Genomic DNA, 18,820 nt, shown 5'->3' on the forward strand with positions numbered 1-18,820 from the left:
GTTCACCGACGGTCCCGGACCGTCAGCCCACGGGCACTCGGGTCGCAGACCGCCCAGAACTGGGCGCCCAGCTCCGAGATCCGCAGGGTCAGCCGGATCGCCTTGGCACCGAACCGGCTCTGTGCCTTCGCCCGGTCCTCGGCGGCGCGGACCCGGTCGTCGGTGAGCAGCATCTCGTAGGCCACACCGAGCGTCGGGTCTTCCTCACCGACCTCGACGAGCCCGAACCGCAGCAGCCTGCCGACGTAGAGCGGCACGAGACCCGGCTGGACCACCCCGGCGACCCGGCCGACCGTCGACGCGTTCTCCAGCACGAACCGCGGCGCCCCGCCGCGCGCGGTCCGCGCGGCGAGGTGCATCAGCGGGAAGACGGTGCCGTCGGACAGCGCGGAGACGATCCGCGCCTCGTCGGGCAGCAGTTGGCGCAGGACGGACTCGAAGTAGTGGTCGCGGGCGGCGTCCTTGCTGTCGGTGACCGAACGCTCCAGCAGCTGCGCCATCGCCAGCCGCATCGGCTCCCGGACCCGGGCCGCCTCGATCTGCCGGGGCTCCGGGTCGGGCAGCGGCTCCAGGTGCTTGCGCACCTCGGCCACGATGGCTTCCTCGACCTTCTGCACCTGCCGCTCGGCCACCTCGCCGCCCGGCAGCCGCCGCGCGACCTGCCACCCGCTGCGATAGAGCCACCCAAGGGCCCGACCCGCCCGGTCGACCATCTCGGCGGTCGGGTCGGACCCGTTGGCGGAGGCAAGCGCGCGCCGATCGTCGTCCATGGCGGCCTCCAGGCTCATCGGGATCTCTGGTGTACCACAACGAGCGAAGAAAGCGCAGGTCACTCAGGTTGTCGCCGAAGTCACCCGGTCAGGTCAGCGAACAAGTCCTTCTCCGTGATCCCCGGCCCGTGGCCCTCGCGGATGAACCACTCGACGCCGAACGCGCCCAGGAACGCCTCATCCGGCATGGCGAGGAAGAACGACTCCTCACTGATCTGGCTGGCGTGCGCGCGCATCGCCGCCCGCTTGGTGACCAGGTACGCCGAGACGTCGACGGCGGCGGTGATCTCCGATTCGGGCTTGCCGATCTTCATGTCCGCGGGCGGCGCGAAGCTCGTCTCGCCCCGGGCCTCCGCCTCCTCGCGTCCCCGGCGGATCAGGTCGGCGTTGATCGTCGCCTGGTAGACCTTGGGCGTGCCCGCCAGCTCGGCGGCGCGCTTGCCGACCCGGTGGACCTGGATGTGGTCGGGGTGGCCGTAGCCACCGAAGTCGTCGTAGATGGTGAGGATGTCGGCGTTCTCCTCGACGAGGACCTTGGCCAGCCGGTCGGCGGCCTCCTCGACCGACGCGGTCCAGAACGAGCCCTCCGCGTCGTTGCTGGGCTCGCCCATCATCCCGGAGTCGTGGTAGCCGAGGAACTCGACGCGGGACACGCCGAGGATCTTGGCGGCGGCGTGGGTCTCCTCGACCCGGCGCTGCCAGAGGGACTCGCCTTCACCGAGGAAACCGTCGGGGACCTCGCCCAACTCGCCCCGGGTCGCCACTACGAGAACGACCCGGTGGCCTTCGTCGGCGGCCTTGCGCATGACCCCACCGCAGGAGATGCACTCATCGTCCGGGTGGGCGTGGAACGACACCAATGTAGCCATGACATCGAAGGTAATCGATCTGTCTGACAGTTCGCCGAGGCTCATTTCCGCCGCAGGTCACATACTGTCCGATGTGGACGTCAAAAGATTTCTTGGGTCCACCTGAAACGATCTCCGGCGGCGGGCGATGCAGAGGGAGAACGGCCCCGGCGGACCCCCAGCTCCGGGGCCGTTCCCTATTTCACCGCTCGATCAGGCTCACGCTGGTCCGGTAGTTCGAGTAGCCGACGAACGGGACCGGGCGGTTGATGCCGATGGTGACCGCCACCTGCTGATCCTTGATGTCGCCCAGGTCGAAGAATCGGGTCTCGACCAGCGCGCCCGGGCACCAGCTGCGGGGGGTTGGTGGTGAGGTTGTTCGTCGGCGAGGCGATCCGGATCAGCGCCCACATCCATGCCCGGTGCCAGGCCGGGCCATCGGCGGCCGTACGGGGCGGTGACCGCGAGCCGGTCAGCCAGAGAGAGCATGTCGTGGTCTTCGTCGACCGTCGTGTGATTCGCCCACCATCTCGCCAGAAGCGCGCCCGGATCATGCTCGTGGGTGAGGACATATTCGCCGGAAACAATTCACCGGCACCCCAAGGCCGAAACTCCTCGCCATCGGCATCGTTCGCCCGGCCACAACCCCGAACGACCATGCTCGACCCGCAGCCGAGCCCACAGACCCGCCACGGCCGGTTTGTCGCTGAGCCAGAGCACCGGTCCGTCACCGTCCCCCTCATCGGAGACGACGGCCCGGCCCGGCGGCAGGGGCACCGACAATGTTCGCCCGGCCGCATCCCCATCGGCGAACAGGACCTGAACCTCGGCGGGCATCGGCGGATACGCGATCACCACGAAAAGCTAGCTTGGCCCATCTCAGCGGATGGCGGCGCTGGACAGCCTCCGCAAAAGGCCACAGCCGGACTGATGATCTTCGTTTTGAGCCGGTGAGGGGACTTGAACCCCTAACCTTTCGCTTACAAGGCGAGTGCTCTGCCAATTGAGCTACACCGGCACGACACCCCGCGGTGTCCGCCCAATCCTAAGCCGACACATCACCCGGTTGCGGAGTGGGCCTTGATCGGTAACCGTCGAGCGGACACACATGGAGGTGGTCGGAGCGTGAGATTCACGCGGGCTCGGCGGCAGGTGGTCGCGGAGCCGACGGTTGAGCCGATAGTCGTGCAGGGGCCCGCACTCCCCGAAGAGCGGACGGTCCACTTCGTTTTGGATCTTGCTTTGCGGATCGGTGAGGTGCAGATGTCCTCGGGGGCGGGGGCCGCCGATGTGACCGCGACGATCATCGCGGTGGCCAATGCCTACGGGCTTCCGCATTGTGAGGTCGACGTGATCTTCACGTCGATCACCGTGGCCTGTCACCGCGGGACCGAGCTTTCCCCGGTGACCACCCTGCGCGTGGTGCAGACCCGCAGCCTGGACTACACACGGCTGGCGGCGGTCGAGAAGCTTGTGCGGGACATCACGGCACGCCGGATCGAGGTCGAGGACGCGCACGCCGAGCTGAATCGGGTCAACTCCGCCGAGCACCCTTACCCGCGGTGGGTGGCGACCGCCTCCTACGCCGGGTTGGCCGCCGCGGTCACGATCTTCATCGGTGGGGATCCGCTGATGGCGCTGTTCGCCGCGCTGATCACCGCGCTCATCGACCGGGTGGGGCGGATGCTCAACCGGCGGGCGCTGCCGTTCTTCTTCCAGCAGGTTCTCGGCGGTGCGCTGGCCACCGGCGGGGCGCTCGCGCTGCTCGCGAGCGGGATGTTTCCGGCGGTGAAAGCCACCGTCCTGGTAGCCGCCGCTATCACGGTGTTGCTCTCCGGGCTGACGGTTGTCTCCACTGTCCAGGACGCCATCACCGGGTTCAACGTCACCGCCGCCGGCCGCACGATGGAGGTCTCGTTGATGACGGCGGGGCTCACCGCCGGCGTCGTGATCGCGCTCAACATCGCCGTGGCGCTGGGGTTGCCCGAGACGCCGCTGGCCGATCCCCTGCCGCCCTCCGCTCTGCGCCTGCCAGTGCAGACGCTGGCCGGGGCGGCCGCCGCCGGGTGTTTCGCACTGGCCAGTTACGCCCCTCCACGCTCCATGCTGGTCGCCGCCGTCGCGGGTGGCGTCGGGACCGCGGGGTACGGCGGGCTGGTGCTGGCCGGGGCCGGGCCGATCGTCGCCTCCGCGGGGGCGGCCGTGGTGATCGGGTTCGCCGGCGGTGTCATCTCCCGGCGGTTCCGGATGCCGCCGCTGATTGTCGCGGTCTCCGGCATGGTCCCGCTGCTTCCCGGCCTTCCGACGTACCGTGCGCTTTACGAACTGGCGATCGAGCGCTCCCCCGCCGGCCTTTCCACGCTGATGATCGCCGCCGCCATCGCGTTGGCGCTGGCAGCGGGCGTGGTGCTCGGCGAATACTTGGCACAACCCGTGCGCACCAAGCTCGGGCGGTTGGAGCGCCGGCTCGCCGGGCCCCGGCTATCCGGCCCATTGCAACCCAACAAACGTCACACCGAGTCATAGACATTCGCATCACGCGGTGACGGCGCGGAGTGACTAGCCTTGGAATTCGGGCATCCCGCACCGGCTTCCAAAGGAGGCACGCCAGGCGTGAGCAGCGACAACGCCCCCAGCAACAACGGCGCCGACTTCATCGTCGCCGCGAACCGGCTTCCGGTCGACCTAGAGCGGCTGCCGGACGGCTCACAACGCTGGAAGCACAGCCCCGGCGGCCTGGTCAGCGCGCTCGCCCCGTTCCTGCGCAAGAACACCGGCGCGTGGGTCGGGTGGCCCGGCGTGGCCGACGTGGAGGTTGACGAGTTCACCGAGGACGGGCTGCGCCTGCACCCGGTGACGCTCACCGCCGACGAGGTCCGCGACTACTACGAAGGCTTCTCCAACGCGACCCTGTGGCCGCTCTACCACGACGTTGTCGCTCCCCCGGTCTTCGACCGAGGCTGGTGGGACAGCTACGTCAAGGTCAACCACCGCTTCGCCGACGCCTGCGCCAAGGTCGCCGCGCCCAACGCCACGGTGTGGATCCAGGACTACCAGCTGCAGCTGGCCCCGGCCCTGCTCCGCGAACAGCGGCCCGACCTTCGGATCGGCTTCTTCCTGCACATCCCGTTCCCGCCCACCGAGCTGTTCATGCAGCTCCCGTGGCGCGCGGAGATCGTGCGTGGCCTCCTCGGCGCCGACCTCGTCGGCTTCCACCGCCCGGGCGGCGCGCAGAACTTCCTCTGGCTGGCCCGACGGCTGCTGGGCCTGGAGCCGACCCGCGGCGCCGTCGGCGTGCGGACCCGGCCCGGTGTCATCCAGGTCGACGACCGCGCGGTCCGCGTGGGCGCGTTCCCGATCTCCATCGACTCCAACGGCCTCGACGCGCTGGCCCGCAAGCGCGAGACCGTGACCCGCGCGGCCCAGATCCGGGCCGACCTGGGCAACCCGAAGAAGATCATCCTCGGGGTCGACCGCCTCGACTACACCAAGGGCATCGACCTGCGGCTCTACGCGCTGCAGGAGCTGCTGACCGAGGGCCGGATCGACCCGCAGGACGTCGCCATGGTGCAGCTCGCGACGCCCAGCCGGGAGCGGGTCGAGCACTACCAGCGCATGCGCGGTGACATCGAGCAAGTGGTGAGCCGGATCAACGGCGAGTTCGCCCGGGTGGGCCGCCCGGTCGTGCACTACCTGCACCAGTCGGTCGACCGGGCGGAGCTGGCCGCGTTCTTCTCCGCCGCGGACGTGATGCTCGTGACGCCGGTCCGCGACGGCATGAACCTCGTCGCCAAGGAGTACGTGGCCTGCCGCCACGACCTCGGCGGCGCGCTGGTGCTCTCGGAGTTCGCGGGTGCCGCGGCCGAGCTCACGAGCGCATTCCTGGTGAATCCGCATGATCTTGACGGAGTCAAGAACGCCATGCATGCGGCCCTCACGATCGATCCAGCTGAAGGCCGTCGTAGGATGCGCGCGCTGAGGCGTCAAGTGCTGACCCACGACGTCGACCGGTGGGCTCGATCATTCCTCGACGCCCTGAGCCCTGAACAGAGCCCCTAGCCCCAGGAGAAGGCGTTGACCGCCGAGTCCCTGCCCGCCGACCTGCGCCGTGCGATCGTGCAGATCGCGAGGACACCGCGACTGCTGGTCGCCTGCGACTACGACGGAACCCTCGCGCCGATCGTCGAGGATCCGGAAAAAGCACGGCCGCACACCGAGTCGGTGGGCGCGCTGCGCTCGCTCGCCGGGTTGCACGAGACGACCACGGCGGTGATCTCCGGGCGCGCGCTGCGCGACCTGGCGACGCTGTCGCGGCTGCCCTCGGAGGTGCACCTGGTCGGCAGCCACGGCTCCGAATTCGACGTGGGCTTCGTGCACGCGCTCGACGCCGACGCCCGTGCGCTGCACACCCGTGTCGAGGCGGAGCTGGAACGGCTCGTCGAGGGCGCCACCGGCGTGCAGCTGGAGGTCAAGCCCGCCAGCATCGCCGTGCACGTGCGCCGCGCGGAGCCCGATGTGGCCAAGCGGATTCTCGCTGTCGTCCGGTCCGGCCCGTGCACCTGGGAAGGCGTGCAGGTCACCGAGGGCAAGGCCGTGGTCGAGCTGGCGGTGATCCACACCGACAAGGGCCACGCCCTCGACGTGCTGCGCCACCAGGTCGGTGCCACGGCGGCGATCTTCGTCGGCGACGACGTGACCGACGAGAAGGCGTTCGCCCGGATCTCCGGCCCGGACGTCGGGATCAAGGTCGGTGACGGCGAAAGCCTTGCCGCGTACCGGATCAGCGACCCGATCGACGTCGCCACCGTGCTCGCCATGGTCTTGGAGGAGCGCCGCAACTGGCTCTACGGCGAGCAGGCGGTGCCGATCGAGCGGCTGTCGATGCTCTCCAACGAGCGCTCGGTCGCCCTGGTCACCCCGGACGCCCGCCTCACCTGGATGTGCCACCCGGAGCCGGACTCGGCGGCGGTCTTCGCCGACCTGCTCGGCGGCACGGCCGCGGGCCACTTCTCGGTCACCCCGGAGCGCGGCGGTCTCCCGCTCGGCCAGCGCTACCTGCCCGGCACGATGACGGTCGAGACCCGCTGGTCGGGTCTGCTCGTCACCGACTACCTCGACCACTTCACCGACGCGCACCGCACCGACCTGATCCGGGTGGTGTCGGGCACGGCACCGGCGGTGGTCGACTTCGCGCCGCGCCCGGAGTTCGGCCAGGTGCAGGTGCGGCTGGAGGCCTCGGCCGACGGCATCCGAGTGCTCGACACCTCGGACCCGATCACCCTGCGCGCCCCCGGTGTCGCCTGGGAGATCACCTCCGACGGCATGCACGACACCGCCCGCGCGGTGATCCACCCGACCGCGGACAGCCCGGTGGTGCTGGAGCTGCGCTGCGGCACCGACAGCCTTGAGCCGCACGAGATCCCCGAGGCCGACCGCAAGGCGCGCTCCGGCGCGTACTGGTCGCAGTGGCTCGACACGCTGGTGCTGCCGCCGGTCGAGAAGGAGCTGGTGGCGCGTTCGGCGCTGACGCTGCGCGGCCTGTGCCACAGCGAGACCGGCGCGATCATGGCCGCGGCGACCACGTCGCTGCCGGAGGAGATCGGCGGCATCCGCAACTGGGACTACCGCTACTGCTGGCTGCGCGACGCGTCGATGACGGCGAAAGCGTTGGTGTCACTGGGTTCCACCGCCGAGGCGGAAGCGTTCCTCGGTTGGGTGCACGGCGTGCTGGCCACGCTGCCCGGCCCGGAGCGGCTGCACCCGCTGTACACGATCGCGGGCACCACGCTCGGCCCGGAAGCGGTCATCGACACGCTCCCCGGCTACGCGGGTTCCCGCCCGGTGCGCGTCGGCAACCTCGCCAACCAGCAGGTCCAGCTCGACGTGTTCGGTCCCGTCGTCGACCTCGTCGTGGCCCTCTCGGAGGCGCGCGGCAAGCTCACCGACGACGACTGGCGCATGGTGTGCGCCATGGCCGAAGCGGTCACCCGGCGCTGGCACGAGCCCGACCACGGCATCTGGGAGGAGCGGCACCGCCCGCGCCACCACGTGTACTCGAAGGTCATGTGCTGGCTGACGATCGACCGCGCGCTGGCCCTGGCGGCCACGTACGACCGCGAGCCGGAGCCCGCCTGGGAGTTCCTGCGCGCCGAGATCGCCCACGACGTGCTGACCAATGGCTGGAACGAGGAGGTCAAGGCGTTCACCACGGCGTATGACGGCACCGACCTCGACGCCGCGACGCTGCTCATCGGCATGGTCGGCCTGATCGACCCGGCCGACGAGCGCTTCCAGTCCACGGTCACCGCGATCGAGGCGGAGCTGCGTTCGGGGTCCACGGTGTACCGCTACCACCGCGACGACGGCCTGCCCGGCGACGAGGGCGGCTTCCACCTGTGCGCGGCGTGGATGATCGAGGCGTACCTGCTCACCGGCCGCCGCCCGGAGGCCGAGGACCTGTTCGCCCAGATCGTCGACGCGGCCGGGCCCACGGGGCTGCTACCGGAGGAGTACGACCCGATCGCGGAGCGTTCCCTGGGCAACCACCCGCAGGCTTATTCGCATCTCGGGCTGATCAGGTGCGCACAGCTTCTCTCCGCGTAGTCGGCCTTTCGCCTGCGGTGACGTCGCGTGGTGTGGCAGCCTGTTCCGGACACCTGGGGGGACTGTGAAATCGCCAGAAGAGTGGATGCGCGACTTCGAGGGGAAGATCGCCGCCGCACAGGCCAAGGCCGCCATGGTCCAGGACGGCCTGGCCGGTGCGGCGTCCTCGGCTTCGTCTGACGACGGCGCCATCACGGTGGCGGTCGCGGCCAACGGCGCGCTGACCGATGTCCGCCTGACTCCCGCGGCGATGGGCAAGTCCCACACGGCTTTGTCGGCTGAGCTCATGGTGGTGGCCCGCAAAGCCCAGCGGTCGGCCGCGGCGAAGGTGGCCGAGGTGTTCGAGGCGGCGCACGGGCCGGAATCGGAGACGCTGCGGGCGATCACCGAGTACCTGCCGCCGGAGGAAGAGGCGCCCGCGGCTCAGGAGCGGCACCGGCCCGGGTTCATCGAGGAGATGCAGCCGCCGCCGCAACCGCCCAAGGCCAGACCGCGCCGCCCCGATCCGAGCGTGAACTCGCTCGACGACGGTGATTTCAGCGACGAATCGGCGATCTTCAAGAAGTAGCTCGGTCCTGGGGGTAGTGCGTGTCTGAGGAAGCTGGTTCGACCACGTGGTCCAGTGGTGCGGGCGTTGTCGAGAGCGTTGACGGGTTCGTACAGTCGCTGACGTCGGACGCCGAAGGCGAGGGGCCGGACTTTCTCGACGTCGCCATCGGCGGCGCGGGTCTGGTGGTGGAGACGGTGGGGTTCGCCGCCAACCCGCTGGCCGGGATCGCGTCGGCAGGCGTTGGCTGGCTGCTTGAGCACGTCAGCTTCCTGCGCGAGCCTCTCGACGCGCTGCTGGGCAACCCGGACGAGATCAACGCCAACGTCGACCAGCTCAAGTCCGCGGCGCTGGAGATGAAGATGATCGCCCGGGAGCACCGTGAGGACATGGGCTCGGTCGACGACTGGTCGGGCGAGGCAAGCGACGCGTTCCGCGCCAACATGGACCAGATGGCGGCAGAGTACGAAGCCCTCGGGTCCACAATGGACGGCACGGCGGCGATCTACGCGCTGTCCGGCGCGCTGGTCTGCGAACTGCGCGCCATGGTGTTCGACCTGATCTCCGAGCTGCTCGGCGAGCTCGTCGCGGGCGCGATCATGGCGGCGGCGACGGCCGTGGTCTCACTCGGCAGCTCCATCGCCGCTTACGCGGGCTACGCGGGAACCCGCGCGGCGATGCTGGCCACGAAGATCGCGGGCAAGCTGTCCAGGCTCAGCGCGGCCATGACCCGCATGGGCGGCAGGCTCAAAGAGCTGGGCGAGAAGATGCAGGGCCTGATCAAGGGCCTGGAGCGCTTCGCCGACTACGGCGACTACGCGAAGACGGCCTACGACGCGGTCCAGCCGTACGAAATGCCGCCGGCCAACGCCTGATGGCCCGGCGCAGGGGGGACGACAGCTCACCTTCGACGACGAACCACGGCGGCGACAGCGGCAGGCCGTCGTCGTCCTCGTCGAGCGGGTCTTCTTCGCCGGGCGTCAGCGGGGGCCGCGGCGTCGGGATGAACCCCGACTCCGTGGAGTCGCTGGGCGGACGGATCTCCAGCCGCAGCAGCCAACTCCGCGATGGGGTGGCCGCGAAGCTCAACATCGGCGCGAGCGCGGGCAGCGCGGGCGTGTTCGGCCAGGTCGCCATGGGCCGGGCCGACGAAGCGATCGCGACCGCCCGCAGCGGCGCGGACAAGGCGGCCACAGCGGCGGAGAACGCGGGCGCGAAAACCAAGGCAACGGCACAGGCGACGCGCGGCACGGACCAGGCTTCGGCGTCCAAGCTGGGCGGGATCGAGACGAAGGGTGCGGCGCCGACCGTTTCGCGCGGGTCAGGCAGCACCGGCCAGTCCGGCACCAGCGGCAACGCGGCGCGCCCGTCGGGCTCGCCGACCGTGCAAGGTGGCGCGGGGCGGACCGGGTCACCGAACAGCGGGACTCCGGTGTCGCCGGTCTCCAAGACGACCGCGCCCACCGGAACACCTGGTGGGAGGACGCCCACTACGGGGAACCGCGGGACTCCACCGGTGAGTGCCCCGAATCGGGGAACGCAACCAGCCGGGTCGGCACCAACCCGCCAGGGCGCGTCGCCGCAGACCGCGCAGCCGAGCCGAGGAGCGCCGCCTGCTGGGTCGAACCAGGGAACGCCACCGGCCGGGTCGCCGAACCGCGGGACACCCGGCGGATCCCCTCTCAGCGCGTCCGCCCAACCGAACCGGGGAGCCCCCGGCGCTCAGGTGGGCCAAGCGCAGAGCAGCCAGCCCAACCGCGGTGCGCCACCCGCGGCAAATGCCCAAACCGGACAGACAGGGCAACCCAACCGCGGTGCGCCCCCTCCGCTCGGCCAACCACAGGCAGGTCAGTCGAACCGGGGCACACCGCAGGCAGGCGCCGCGCCCACGGGCCATCCGAACCGTGGCACCACAGGGAGTCCTCCGCCCGCGCAGACCGGTCAGCCGAATCGGGGCACGCCACCCGGTCCGCAGCAGCACGGCCATCCGGGCCAGCCGAACCGTGGCATGCCCGGGCCGCAGCACAACGGTCCCGGCCAACCGCCTCGCGGCAACTCGCCTGGAGGTTTCCCACCCAGCGGTCAGCCTGGGCAGCCGAACCGAGGCACACACCCCGCCACCGGACCCGTGAACCCGGCGGCAACCGCCCCGCCCAACCGAGCCAATCCTGCCGCAGGACCTGGACAACCAAGCGCGGGCCCGCATCACACCCAACCCGGCCGCACCGCCGGACCAGGGCAACCAGGCATGGCCCCGTACAACAGCGGTCCCGGCCAAGCCAACCGCGGCACACAGCCAAGGCACCCTGGCACGGCCCCACACACCGGCCAGCCACACCGAGGCACTCCACCAGCCGCGGGCCCGTACGGCCAGCCGCCCAGGCGCATGCCGCCTGCCGCGGGCCCGCCCGGGCGACCGGGCGGGTTTGCCCACCAGCCCCACCCGGGCATGGCACCACCCGCGCAACCGCCGGGCCCGCGTGGAATGCCGCAGCACGGCGGTTTCCCCCCACAGGCAAACCCGGCGACCACCGGCAACCCACCCCGCCCGCAGCACCCCGGCTCAACCCCGCCGAACCAAGGCGTGCCACCGCAGGGCGGGTTCGCGCCCCAGCGCCCCGGCTATCCGCCAAACGGGCCCGGGATGCCTCATCGGCCCGGCAACCCGCCGAACGGTCTCGGAACGCCACAACACCAAGATCCGAACCGATCCGAAGCGCCACGGCAGCCCGGAGGTTTCGCTCAGCAGCGCGGACCATGGCAAGGCACGCCGCCGCGTCCGAGGCAGCACGACACCGCGCCAGCGGGAAGGCCACCGAGTGGACCACACCCTGGCCAAGACCGCGAAGACCTGTCACATCGTGGCCGGCCGGTCTCCGGCCAGCCGCGCCCAGGCGAGGCGAACCCGAGTCATCCGCAACCCGGGAGGCCGCATCCCGGTGCCCCCGAACTGGCGCAACCCACCCAGCGTCCGCCCGACGACGCCCCGCCCACGCCGGTCGGTCAGGACGGGCGTCCTCCCGTGGCGTTGGACCACGTACCACTCGACGGTATCGGCGTCGTTCCGGTCATGCGGGACGTGGACACCTGGCAAGACGACTCGGACGTGCTGTTCCGGGGTGACTCCCGGGCGCCCCACGAGATCCTGCCCCATGGCGGGTTCAGGATGACGGTATCCGCCGAGTCCGCTGACTTCCTCCAGCATGTCCACGGTCAAACGAACGCATTCGTCAGCACCTCCACCGACCCGGAAATCGCCATCGGCTTCGGCGCGGCCAAAAAAGGCGACGCCACCATGGGCTACGTCTACCGGGTCAAGGCGCCTGGCGGAATTTTCACTGACAAGACTCAAGACCGTGCGGGTGATAACCGCACCCGATACGCCGAGGGCGAAGTCGTCTTTCCGGGCGGAATCAGGACCCAGCACATCGAGGGCTGGCACAAGATCGAGGTGGACAGCACCGGCAAGCGAACGCTCGGCCCGTTCGTCCCGAACCCCGGCTACCTCGGCGGCCACCGCGCCGACGCGCCGAAGATTCCCGAGAATCTGCGTCCCGAAGCCAAGTGGGAGCCGCCGGCAGAGCTATCGCTGGTGCCCAAACACCTGCGGACTGATGACACGAGTGAGGTCCCCGACCGGGATCAGCAGGGGCAGGTCGAGCACGATCAGGCGCCCGGGGTCGAGAGGCCCCATACCGAACATCGGGCCGACCCGCCGCGGAATGAGAGCCCGGTTTACCACCCCCCGGAGGCCGACCCCAATCGCATCAAAAGGGTCCTCGACGGAGAACCGGAGCCGTCGGAACAGGCCCCGCCACCTGCCGCGATTCACGCGGGCACAGGAGATGACGCTCGTCAGCGCAACTTGCTGGAACGCGCGTTCCCGGGCATCGAGGGCGTCAACTCGCGCAACGCCGACCGCCCGCTGGAGGATGGCTACGGCACGAACTGCGTCGAGGCACTGATCGCCGACGAGCGCCGCTATCACGGCGAAGTGGTGGAGGCAAAGCCCACCAGGCCGGAGGACGTGGCCACCGAAGGCAGGCTGGGCCGGGTCCGCGAGGCGTTGGGTGGCGACTGGACGAGCCATCCCGATTTCGACAGCGTCGTCACGGCGGTGGCGGACACACCGGTGGGATCGCGCGGGGCGGTGGCTTTCCGATTCACCGACGAGGACGGTCGCGTGCACGGCCACGTTGTTCGCGTGGCGCACACCGACGAGGGCATCGCGTTCGCCGACCCGCAGACGGGCAAGCTGGCCGCCCTGCCACCGGACGCGACGGACGTGCGGCTGCTGTCGGCGGACTACACCGACGACACGGCGCACTCCGTCGTCCCGGACGACGGCGGCTACGGCCAGACCCCCGAGGAGCAGCGGGACTCCGCCGTGGGCGACGTGGCGGACGATCTCGGGATCGCCGATCCCACGCAACGGCAGGCGTTGGCGGACACCTACGACGTGACCCGCGAATACACCGCACCGATCATTGTGGAAATCGCCGCGCGCATGCAAAGCGATCTGAAGGCATTGGTCGCCGCGGATCCGGCCCACCGGGTGGTGTTCCTCGGCCGGGATGGTCACAGCCTGGCACTGGCGACCCGCGCGCTGGACCCGGCCTTCTTCGACCAGCACGCCAGTGAGGTGGTGTTGTCGAGGGCTGTGGTGGAGGCGGCCCTGCGAGACATCGAGCGCGACGACCCGACCCGCGATTTCAGCGCGGTGAACGACTATCGCCTGCACAAGAAGGTCGCGGACGAGGACGTTCCCGGCGCGTTCGACCGGTTGACGGACTATCTGGACGAGGCAGGTGTGCCTGTTCTGCGTGCCGCGGGCATCAGTCTCGTCGACACCAGCTACAAGGGCACGGTGCAGGAGTTGCTGACCGCCGCGTACCCGAATCCCACGTTCCGAGGGCATTACGCTTTCCATGGACAATCCCCCGACGACCCACACCCGGACGCGAAGAAGGGCTACCTGGTGGACTTGGGACCCGAAGACGGCGCGGGCAAGCCCCTGGTGGACCTGCCCGACGATGTGGTTCTGACCTTCGCCCACCAGGACGCGATCGGGCTGATCGAGGAGACATTGCACGGAACCATGTCCAGTCCACGTGGGATCGGCGAGAGCGGTCCGACGCAGCAACCGCAGCGGTTCGAGGCAGACCCGCTGTCAGGTATCAACCCGGTCAAGGTCGCCAAGCCGTTCACGGACCCGACTGTGCGGGAAGGCGCGAAGGCCGTCGCGCTTCGGGCGGTGATGGACGTGGCCGATGAGGTGGCCGCCCGACGCGACGCGGGCGGGGAGTGGCGGGCCGAGTTGGCTGCCGCTGCTGAGCGTGGACAGGCCCACGTGCGGTCGTGGGTGGCACAGGACCAGGCGGCGGATCCACGCATGCGCGAGGTCATGGACTCGCTGGTACGACGAGGGGACAAGCACGCGGTGAAGATGGTGGAGGATTCCGTACGCGACCTTGGGGTCGCGGAGCGGCATCGCGTGTGGACGGACTTCGCGGCGCTGCAGTCGATTCATGAGCGCGTGGAGTTCGCCGAGCGGTTGCGGGGAGGGAAGCTTTGAGCGGCGCGGAGTTGAATCGTGAACGGCAGGACTTGGTGGACCTCGCGGAGCGCTTCGGTTTGCCGCAAACCGTGTCCGGGGGGCCGTTCCCGCCTTCACAAGCGGGTGCGCCATTGATCGTGGACACCGACGCGGGCGGTGACCCGGACGACGCCATCGCGATCGTTCTCGCGGCACAGGAGCCGACGCTGGCGTTGGTGACCACCGTGGACGAACTGGGTGGACGACGAGCCGGATTCGTTCGGCTGCTGTTGGACCTGTTGGGGCGCGCCGATGTTCCGGTCGTGGCCGGGGCGGATCTGGGCAACACCCGCCTGGACTGTGTAGAAGGGTTGGTGCCGGAGCCTGTTGCCGCCCAGCCGGGTGGTGTGGTGGACGCGGTCACAAGTGTCTGCGCCGCCTCGGACGGGCTGATCCGCTGGGTCGGCATCGGCCCAGCCACCAACCTGGCCGAAGTGCTGACAGCACGGCCGGATCTCGCCGAGCGATTGGTTGTGACGCAGAAGGGCGGCGCGGTGAACTACCGCGACCCCGCGCGTGCTGAGCACAACTTCCGCATGGACCCGGCCGCGGCCGCCACGCTGGTGAGCACCGCTCACCTGCCGAAACTGGTCCTGTCGGACACCACATTCACCCCGAAGATCGAGATACGCCGCGGCAGCACACTGCACCATCGCCTCTCCCGGTCAGACGCACTTCCTTGGGCGAGGCTGGTGGCCGCCCACCTGGATCAATGGTTCGACCGCTTCCACCCGGCCACGATCCAACACGACGCTTTGACTCTCGCCGCCGGACTGCAAATGTCGTTTGTGGGCATGGCACGCGAACGGGTGCTTGTGGACGCGGCAGGCCGGTTGACCATCGACCCGACAGGCCACCTGGCCCGGCTGAGCGTGACGGCGAACTATCCGGCGTTCCTGGGATGGCTTGACCGCGGGCTCGAAGCCGCGGAGACGAGAGGCGGCAGTCGGTGAACCGAGACGAGGCTATCGCCGTCGCACTGGAGTGGATCCGAGCGACCCACGGACCAGCCGCTGATCAACTGCGCGTCCTCACCGAGGATGTCGTGCTGGTGCGCGGCCAGTGGTACGTGCCATACAACGCCGTTGACGACGACATCGTGCCGTTGCCCGCGCTAGAGGTTCCAGACGACGGCAGCGCGCCGCGGCGGTTCGTCTCCTCGGGTCCGCCGTCACCTTGGATACGTGGTGTCCCGGAGTTCTGGCCCGAGCCTGGGCCGGACCTCGCGGTGGTCGACCCGGAATGGGATCAGACAGCGTTCGCGCACCTAAGCGTTCCGGAGTCGGCCGTGCTGGGCTGGGTGCGGGCGCATGGCTCGGCCGAGTTCCGTCGCAACGCCGCGTACAGGCCGGGTTCGGTGTGGCTGGGCTGGCCCGCACCGCAAACCCCCGCTGACAAGTTCCTCGGCTACGACCAGCAGGAGTGGCTTGGGGATGACCCCCGGCTGTTCGCCGGATTCCTCGATATCACGGTGTATTGCCCGTTCCGCAAGGCGTACCGGGTGCATGACGAGAACGGCCGGACGTGGCTGGAGGCGTACAGCGCGCCGGTGCGCATGCCGCCGCGCACCTGGTCTTGGCGGGAGATCAGCGTGCGCGAACTCCTGTCGACGATGCCCGCGGACGAGGTGCGGATCAACCCCGGCCACCCGACACAGGTCCAACTGTCCAAGGAGATCGCCAATTCCCTGCACCGGTGGCCGGAACCGTTCCCGCACCCTCCCGCTGTGGACCGGGAACTGCCCGAATTCGACCATGCCTGGACCGAGCGGGTGATTAAGGCCCTGTTGGCCTTGGATCCGACCAGCGGGCCGCATCTGGCCAAGGTGGTTCGGGCGCGGCTGATGGAGCGGCTGGACGAAGCCAAGGCGAACGGCTTCACGATTGACGGCGACGAACGCGCCGTGCTCACCGATGCCCTGATCTGGACCTGCTCAAACCGAAAGGGACCGCCACCCCCTGGTGCCCAGCGCTTCTGGGGCCACGGCAGGGATCCGATGTGGATCGCGCCGACATTCGGCAAGGCGGTCGAGTGGGACCACATGGGCAAGCAGCCGCACGGCTGGGCCTGGGTCGCGGGTGCCTACGTGGGGTTCGCCCTCGGCGAGTCCATCGCGGGCGGTGACGGAACGCTGACCGCGGGGCTGCTGCGGGCCACGGACGACTTGCTGCACGACGCACACGACCGGGCGGAGAGGGAGCACTTCTCGTTGTGGTTGGACCGATCCCCGCGGGGTTGGTTGGACGCCATGCTGCCCACAGCCACTCCCGTCCCTGAGGTGCTTGGGTTGGTCGCGGCCGTGGCGTCGGGCAATCACTGGCTCGCCGGTCCCATATGGAATGCGGACATCAGCCCGGTGTTCGACCGGGTCTTCGACCGTGCGCTGCTCTCCCGGGCGACACCCGTGGCGTTGACCGATTTGGGTCTCTATCCACACATTCTCGAGTTGCGCGAACAGCGCGAGACCTCGGTGCGAGACCAGTGGTTGGACACCCCGTGGGAACGTGCCCTCCTGATCGCCGCGAAACTCGGCCATGACCCGTCCGCCGCGCTGTCCGCTGCCCCTGACTCGCTCACCGGCGCGTTGGTCGGCGCGTTGGTAGGCGCATGGCACGGCGTCCCCGGCCTGCCCTCCGACCCACCGAACCGGGATCTGCTCGAGGCCTTGGCCACCCGAGCGCATGTCGTGTTCGACCCCCGATACACACCCAGCACACCGCCGCACCCAGGCCTTCCGCCCATCACGGATGCGATGCGCGTGGAAGCGCGCAAACACCCTGACGGCTGGCTGTGGTGCGCCGACAAGGAAGCCGACCCCCGGCTACTGGGCGGACTACCGACGCCAACACTGCTTGGCGCGTACCGCGTCGGTCCGGACGGTGAACCGACGGGCGAATCCTGGCTCAACAACCAGTACCGCCCCGGCCCGCGCCGCCTGGGCCTTCCCGACCCGGAGACCCCGTTCGAGAACGTGCTCAACCTGGTCACCGCCGAATGGCTGCCGTATGAGGCGGTGTTGATCCCTGCCCTCGACAACGAGTTCTGGACGGTACCCGCGCCGGACGGCGGCCCGATGATCGTGCGCGACGCCGAGGGGAACCACGTGCTCCCGGTCTACTCGTCGCCCCGATACCTTCCACCGGGCACCGACACCCCCGAACGGCTTGTCCTGCGGCCAATGCTGTCGGTGCTGCCCGGCGTCCTCGTGGTGGTCAACGCCGGTGGCCAGGTCGGCGTCGATATGCGCGGTGAACACCTGGCCGAGATGGCAGGTGGCGCGACAAACACGGAGTGATCGTCCGCGATGCGGTAGGCATCGCCGGCCTGCCCGTCGAGAAGGAAGCGGTTCGCAGTGACTGACGCGGCGAGCGTCCAGAACTTCAGGATTCCACAACCGCGACTACCAGGATCGCACCTTCGTGCGGCACACCGAGCGCGTGCGCTTGGAATGGCCGCGGGGTGAAGGCACCGTCTTCGCGTTGTACGACAGAGTCCAGGGGGTCCTGGAGTGCGCTCGAACCGCCAACCGCGAGTTGACGGACGAAGAACGTAGCTTGGCGCAAGGCATCTACCGTCGCACATTCGCTCTGTGGGACGACGAACGCCGACGCCTCGAGTCTGGTCAACCCGAAACGATCTTCATCGACCACGCGTCGCGCAAGACCTTCGCGCTGCCACAGGTCCGCAAACTGCAGGGCGACGATCTCATCGCGATGGCTCGGATGCCGCGATAGGCATCGGGCGATCGCTCACAGTCGCGGCCCGACTGAATTTGCGGGATCGGGTCCGACCACGCTGCGCTATGTCCTACCGTGTGAGCCGCTGAGTCGGATCTGGGTAGGGGGTCTTGAGTGGACGGACTTGTCGTCCTGCTGCTCGTTGTCGTCGCGGCGGCCATAGGTGCGGTGGTGGTGGGGCTCTGGCTGCGCAAGCGGAAGCCCGCGGTCGCCAAGAGCCCGGTCGACCCGTACGCGGACAACGATCATCACGCGATCCATGGTGATCCGCGCAAGCTCAAGGCCGGTGACCTGGTCGAGCTGCGCGGTGAGTCCTACATGGTGCGGGGCACGCTGCGGCTCGATGAGGGTGGGTGGTCGTGGTCCGAGCACCTGCTGGAGCTGACCAGCGGTGAGCGGGTGTGGCTCTCCGTCGAGGAGGACCCTGAGCTGGAGCTGGTCGCCTGGACAGAGCTCGACGTCGACCTCGTGCCGGGGGCGAAAACGCTTTCGCACGACGGCAAGCAGTACCGCTCCGATGAGTCCGGCAAGGCGAAGTTCCGCAGCGAGGCGACGACCGGCCTCAACGCCGAGGGCGTCGTCAAGTACCACGACTACACCGCCGGTGACTCGCTGTTGTCCTTTGAGGCCTACGGCGACGCCGACTGGGAAGCGGCAGCAGGCGCGAAGCTGTCCATCTATGACGTGCGCATCTACCCGGCGGGGCCGGAATGAACAAC

Annotated in this window: 13 protein-coding genes and 1 tRNA gene; 10 read left to right on the forward strand and 4 right to left on the reverse strand. The window is 69.4% G+C overall.

Going from position 1 to position 18,820, the window contains the following annotated elements:
• Window positions 1–2: 2 nt before the first annotated feature.
• The 3 genes from ACUZ2Y_RS17435 to ACUZ2Y_RS17445 form a co-directional block, all read right to left on the reverse strand.
• A complete protein-coding gene (locus ACUZ2Y_RS17435; RefSeq protein WP_476320096.1) occupies window positions 3–770 on the reverse strand; it encodes an Abi-alpha family protein in 768 nt (255 codons plus the stop codon).
• Window positions 771–850: 80 nt separating this feature from the next.
• Window positions 851–1,639, reverse strand: coding sequence for a PIG-L family deacetylase (locus ACUZ2Y_RS17440; protein WP_476320098.1), 789 nt, complete (start codon window positions 1,637–1,639; stop codon window positions 851–853).
• Window positions 1,640–2,563: 924 nt separating this feature from the next.
• Window positions 2,564–2,636, reverse strand: a tRNA-Thr gene (locus ACUZ2Y_RS17445).
• A gap of 107 nt (window positions 2,637–2,743) precedes the next feature.
• Between ACUZ2Y_RS17445 and ACUZ2Y_RS17450 the strand changes: the two genes are divergently transcribed.
• The 5 genes from ACUZ2Y_RS17450 to ACUZ2Y_RS17470 all read left to right on the forward strand — a co-directional run bounded on the left by ACUZ2Y_RS17450 (window position 2,744) and on the right by ACUZ2Y_RS17470 (window position 9,643).
• Complete coding sequence (locus ACUZ2Y_RS17450; RefSeq protein WP_476320101.1) at window positions 2,744–4,144, forward strand: threonine/serine exporter family protein; 1,401 nt, start codon at window positions 2,744–2,746, stop codon at window positions 4,142–4,144.
• Between the two features lie 87 nt (window positions 4,145–4,231).
• Window positions 4,232–5,677: an alpha,alpha-trehalose-phosphate synthase (UDP-forming) gene (locus ACUZ2Y_RS17455; RefSeq protein WP_476320103.1), complete on the forward strand. Its 1,446-nt coding sequence runs from the start codon at window positions 4,232–4,234 to the stop codon at window positions 5,675–5,677.
• A gap of 15 nt (window positions 5,678–5,692) precedes the next feature.
• Complete coding sequence (gene otsB / locus ACUZ2Y_RS17460; protein WP_476320105.1) at window positions 5,693–8,221, forward strand: trehalose-phosphatase; 2,529 nt, start codon at window positions 5,693–5,695, stop codon at window positions 8,219–8,221.
• Between the two features lie 85 nt (window positions 8,222–8,306).
• A complete protein-coding gene (locus ACUZ2Y_RS17465) occupies window positions 8,307–8,789 on the forward strand; it encodes a YbaB/EbfC family nucleoid-associated protein (protein ID WP_476320107.1) in 483 nt (160 codons plus the stop codon).
• A 20-nt stretch (window positions 8,790–8,809) separates the two neighbouring features.
• Window positions 8,810–9,643 (forward strand): WXG100 family type VII secretion target, encoded by an 834-nt coding sequence (locus tag ACUZ2Y_RS17470; RefSeq protein ID WP_476320109.1) that lies wholly within the window; start codon window positions 8,810–8,812, stop codon window positions 9,641–9,643.
• Here ACUZ2Y_RS17470 and ACUZ2Y_RS17475 read toward each other — a convergent pair.
• Window positions 9,549–10,232, reverse strand: coding sequence for a hypothetical protein (locus ACUZ2Y_RS17475; protein ID WP_476320111.1), 684 nt, complete (start codon window positions 10,230–10,232; stop codon window positions 9,549–9,551). The genes ACUZ2Y_RS17470 and ACUZ2Y_RS17475 overlap by 95 nt on opposite strands.
• Window positions 10,233–11,352: 1,120 nt before the next feature.
• On the opposite strand from ACUZ2Y_RS17475, the gene ACUZ2Y_RS17480 reads away from it, so the two are divergent.
• The 5 genes from ACUZ2Y_RS17480 (at window position 11,353) to ACUZ2Y_RS17500 (ending at window position 18,815) form a co-directional block, all read left to right on the forward strand.
• Window positions 11,353–14,343: a scabin-related ADP-ribosyltransferase gene (locus ACUZ2Y_RS17480; protein ID WP_476320113.1), complete on the forward strand. Its 2,991-nt coding sequence runs from the start codon at window positions 11,353–11,355 to the stop codon at window positions 14,341–14,343.
• 119 nt (window positions 14,344–14,462) lie between these two features.
• Window positions 14,463–15,317 (forward strand): nucleoside hydrolase, encoded by an 855-nt coding sequence (locus ACUZ2Y_RS17485; RefSeq protein ID WP_476331894.1) that lies wholly within the window; start codon window positions 14,463–14,465, stop codon window positions 15,315–15,317.
• Window positions 15,314–17,659: an SseB family protein gene (locus tag ACUZ2Y_RS17490; RefSeq protein WP_476320115.1), complete on the forward strand. Its 2,346-nt coding sequence runs from the start codon at window positions 15,314–15,316 to the stop codon at window positions 17,657–17,659. Before ACUZ2Y_RS17485 ends, ACUZ2Y_RS17490 begins: the two co-directional genes overlap by 4 nt.
• A 124-nt stretch (window positions 17,660–17,783) precedes the next feature.
• The gene (locus ACUZ2Y_RS17495; RefSeq protein WP_476320117.1) at window positions 17,784–18,098 is read left to right on the forward strand and encodes a hypothetical protein; all 315 of its coding nucleotides are present in this window, start codon (window positions 17,784–17,786) and stop codon (window positions 18,096–18,098) included.
• Window positions 18,099–18,215: 117 nt separating this feature from the next.
• Window positions 18,216–18,815 (forward strand): DUF4178 domain-containing protein, encoded by a 600-nt coding sequence (locus ACUZ2Y_RS17500; RefSeq protein WP_476320120.1) that lies wholly within the window; start codon window positions 18,216–18,218, stop codon window positions 18,813–18,815.
• Window positions 18,816–18,820: the final 5 nt, after the last annotated feature.

Source organism: Actinokineospora sp. UV203 (assembly GCF_056323665.1).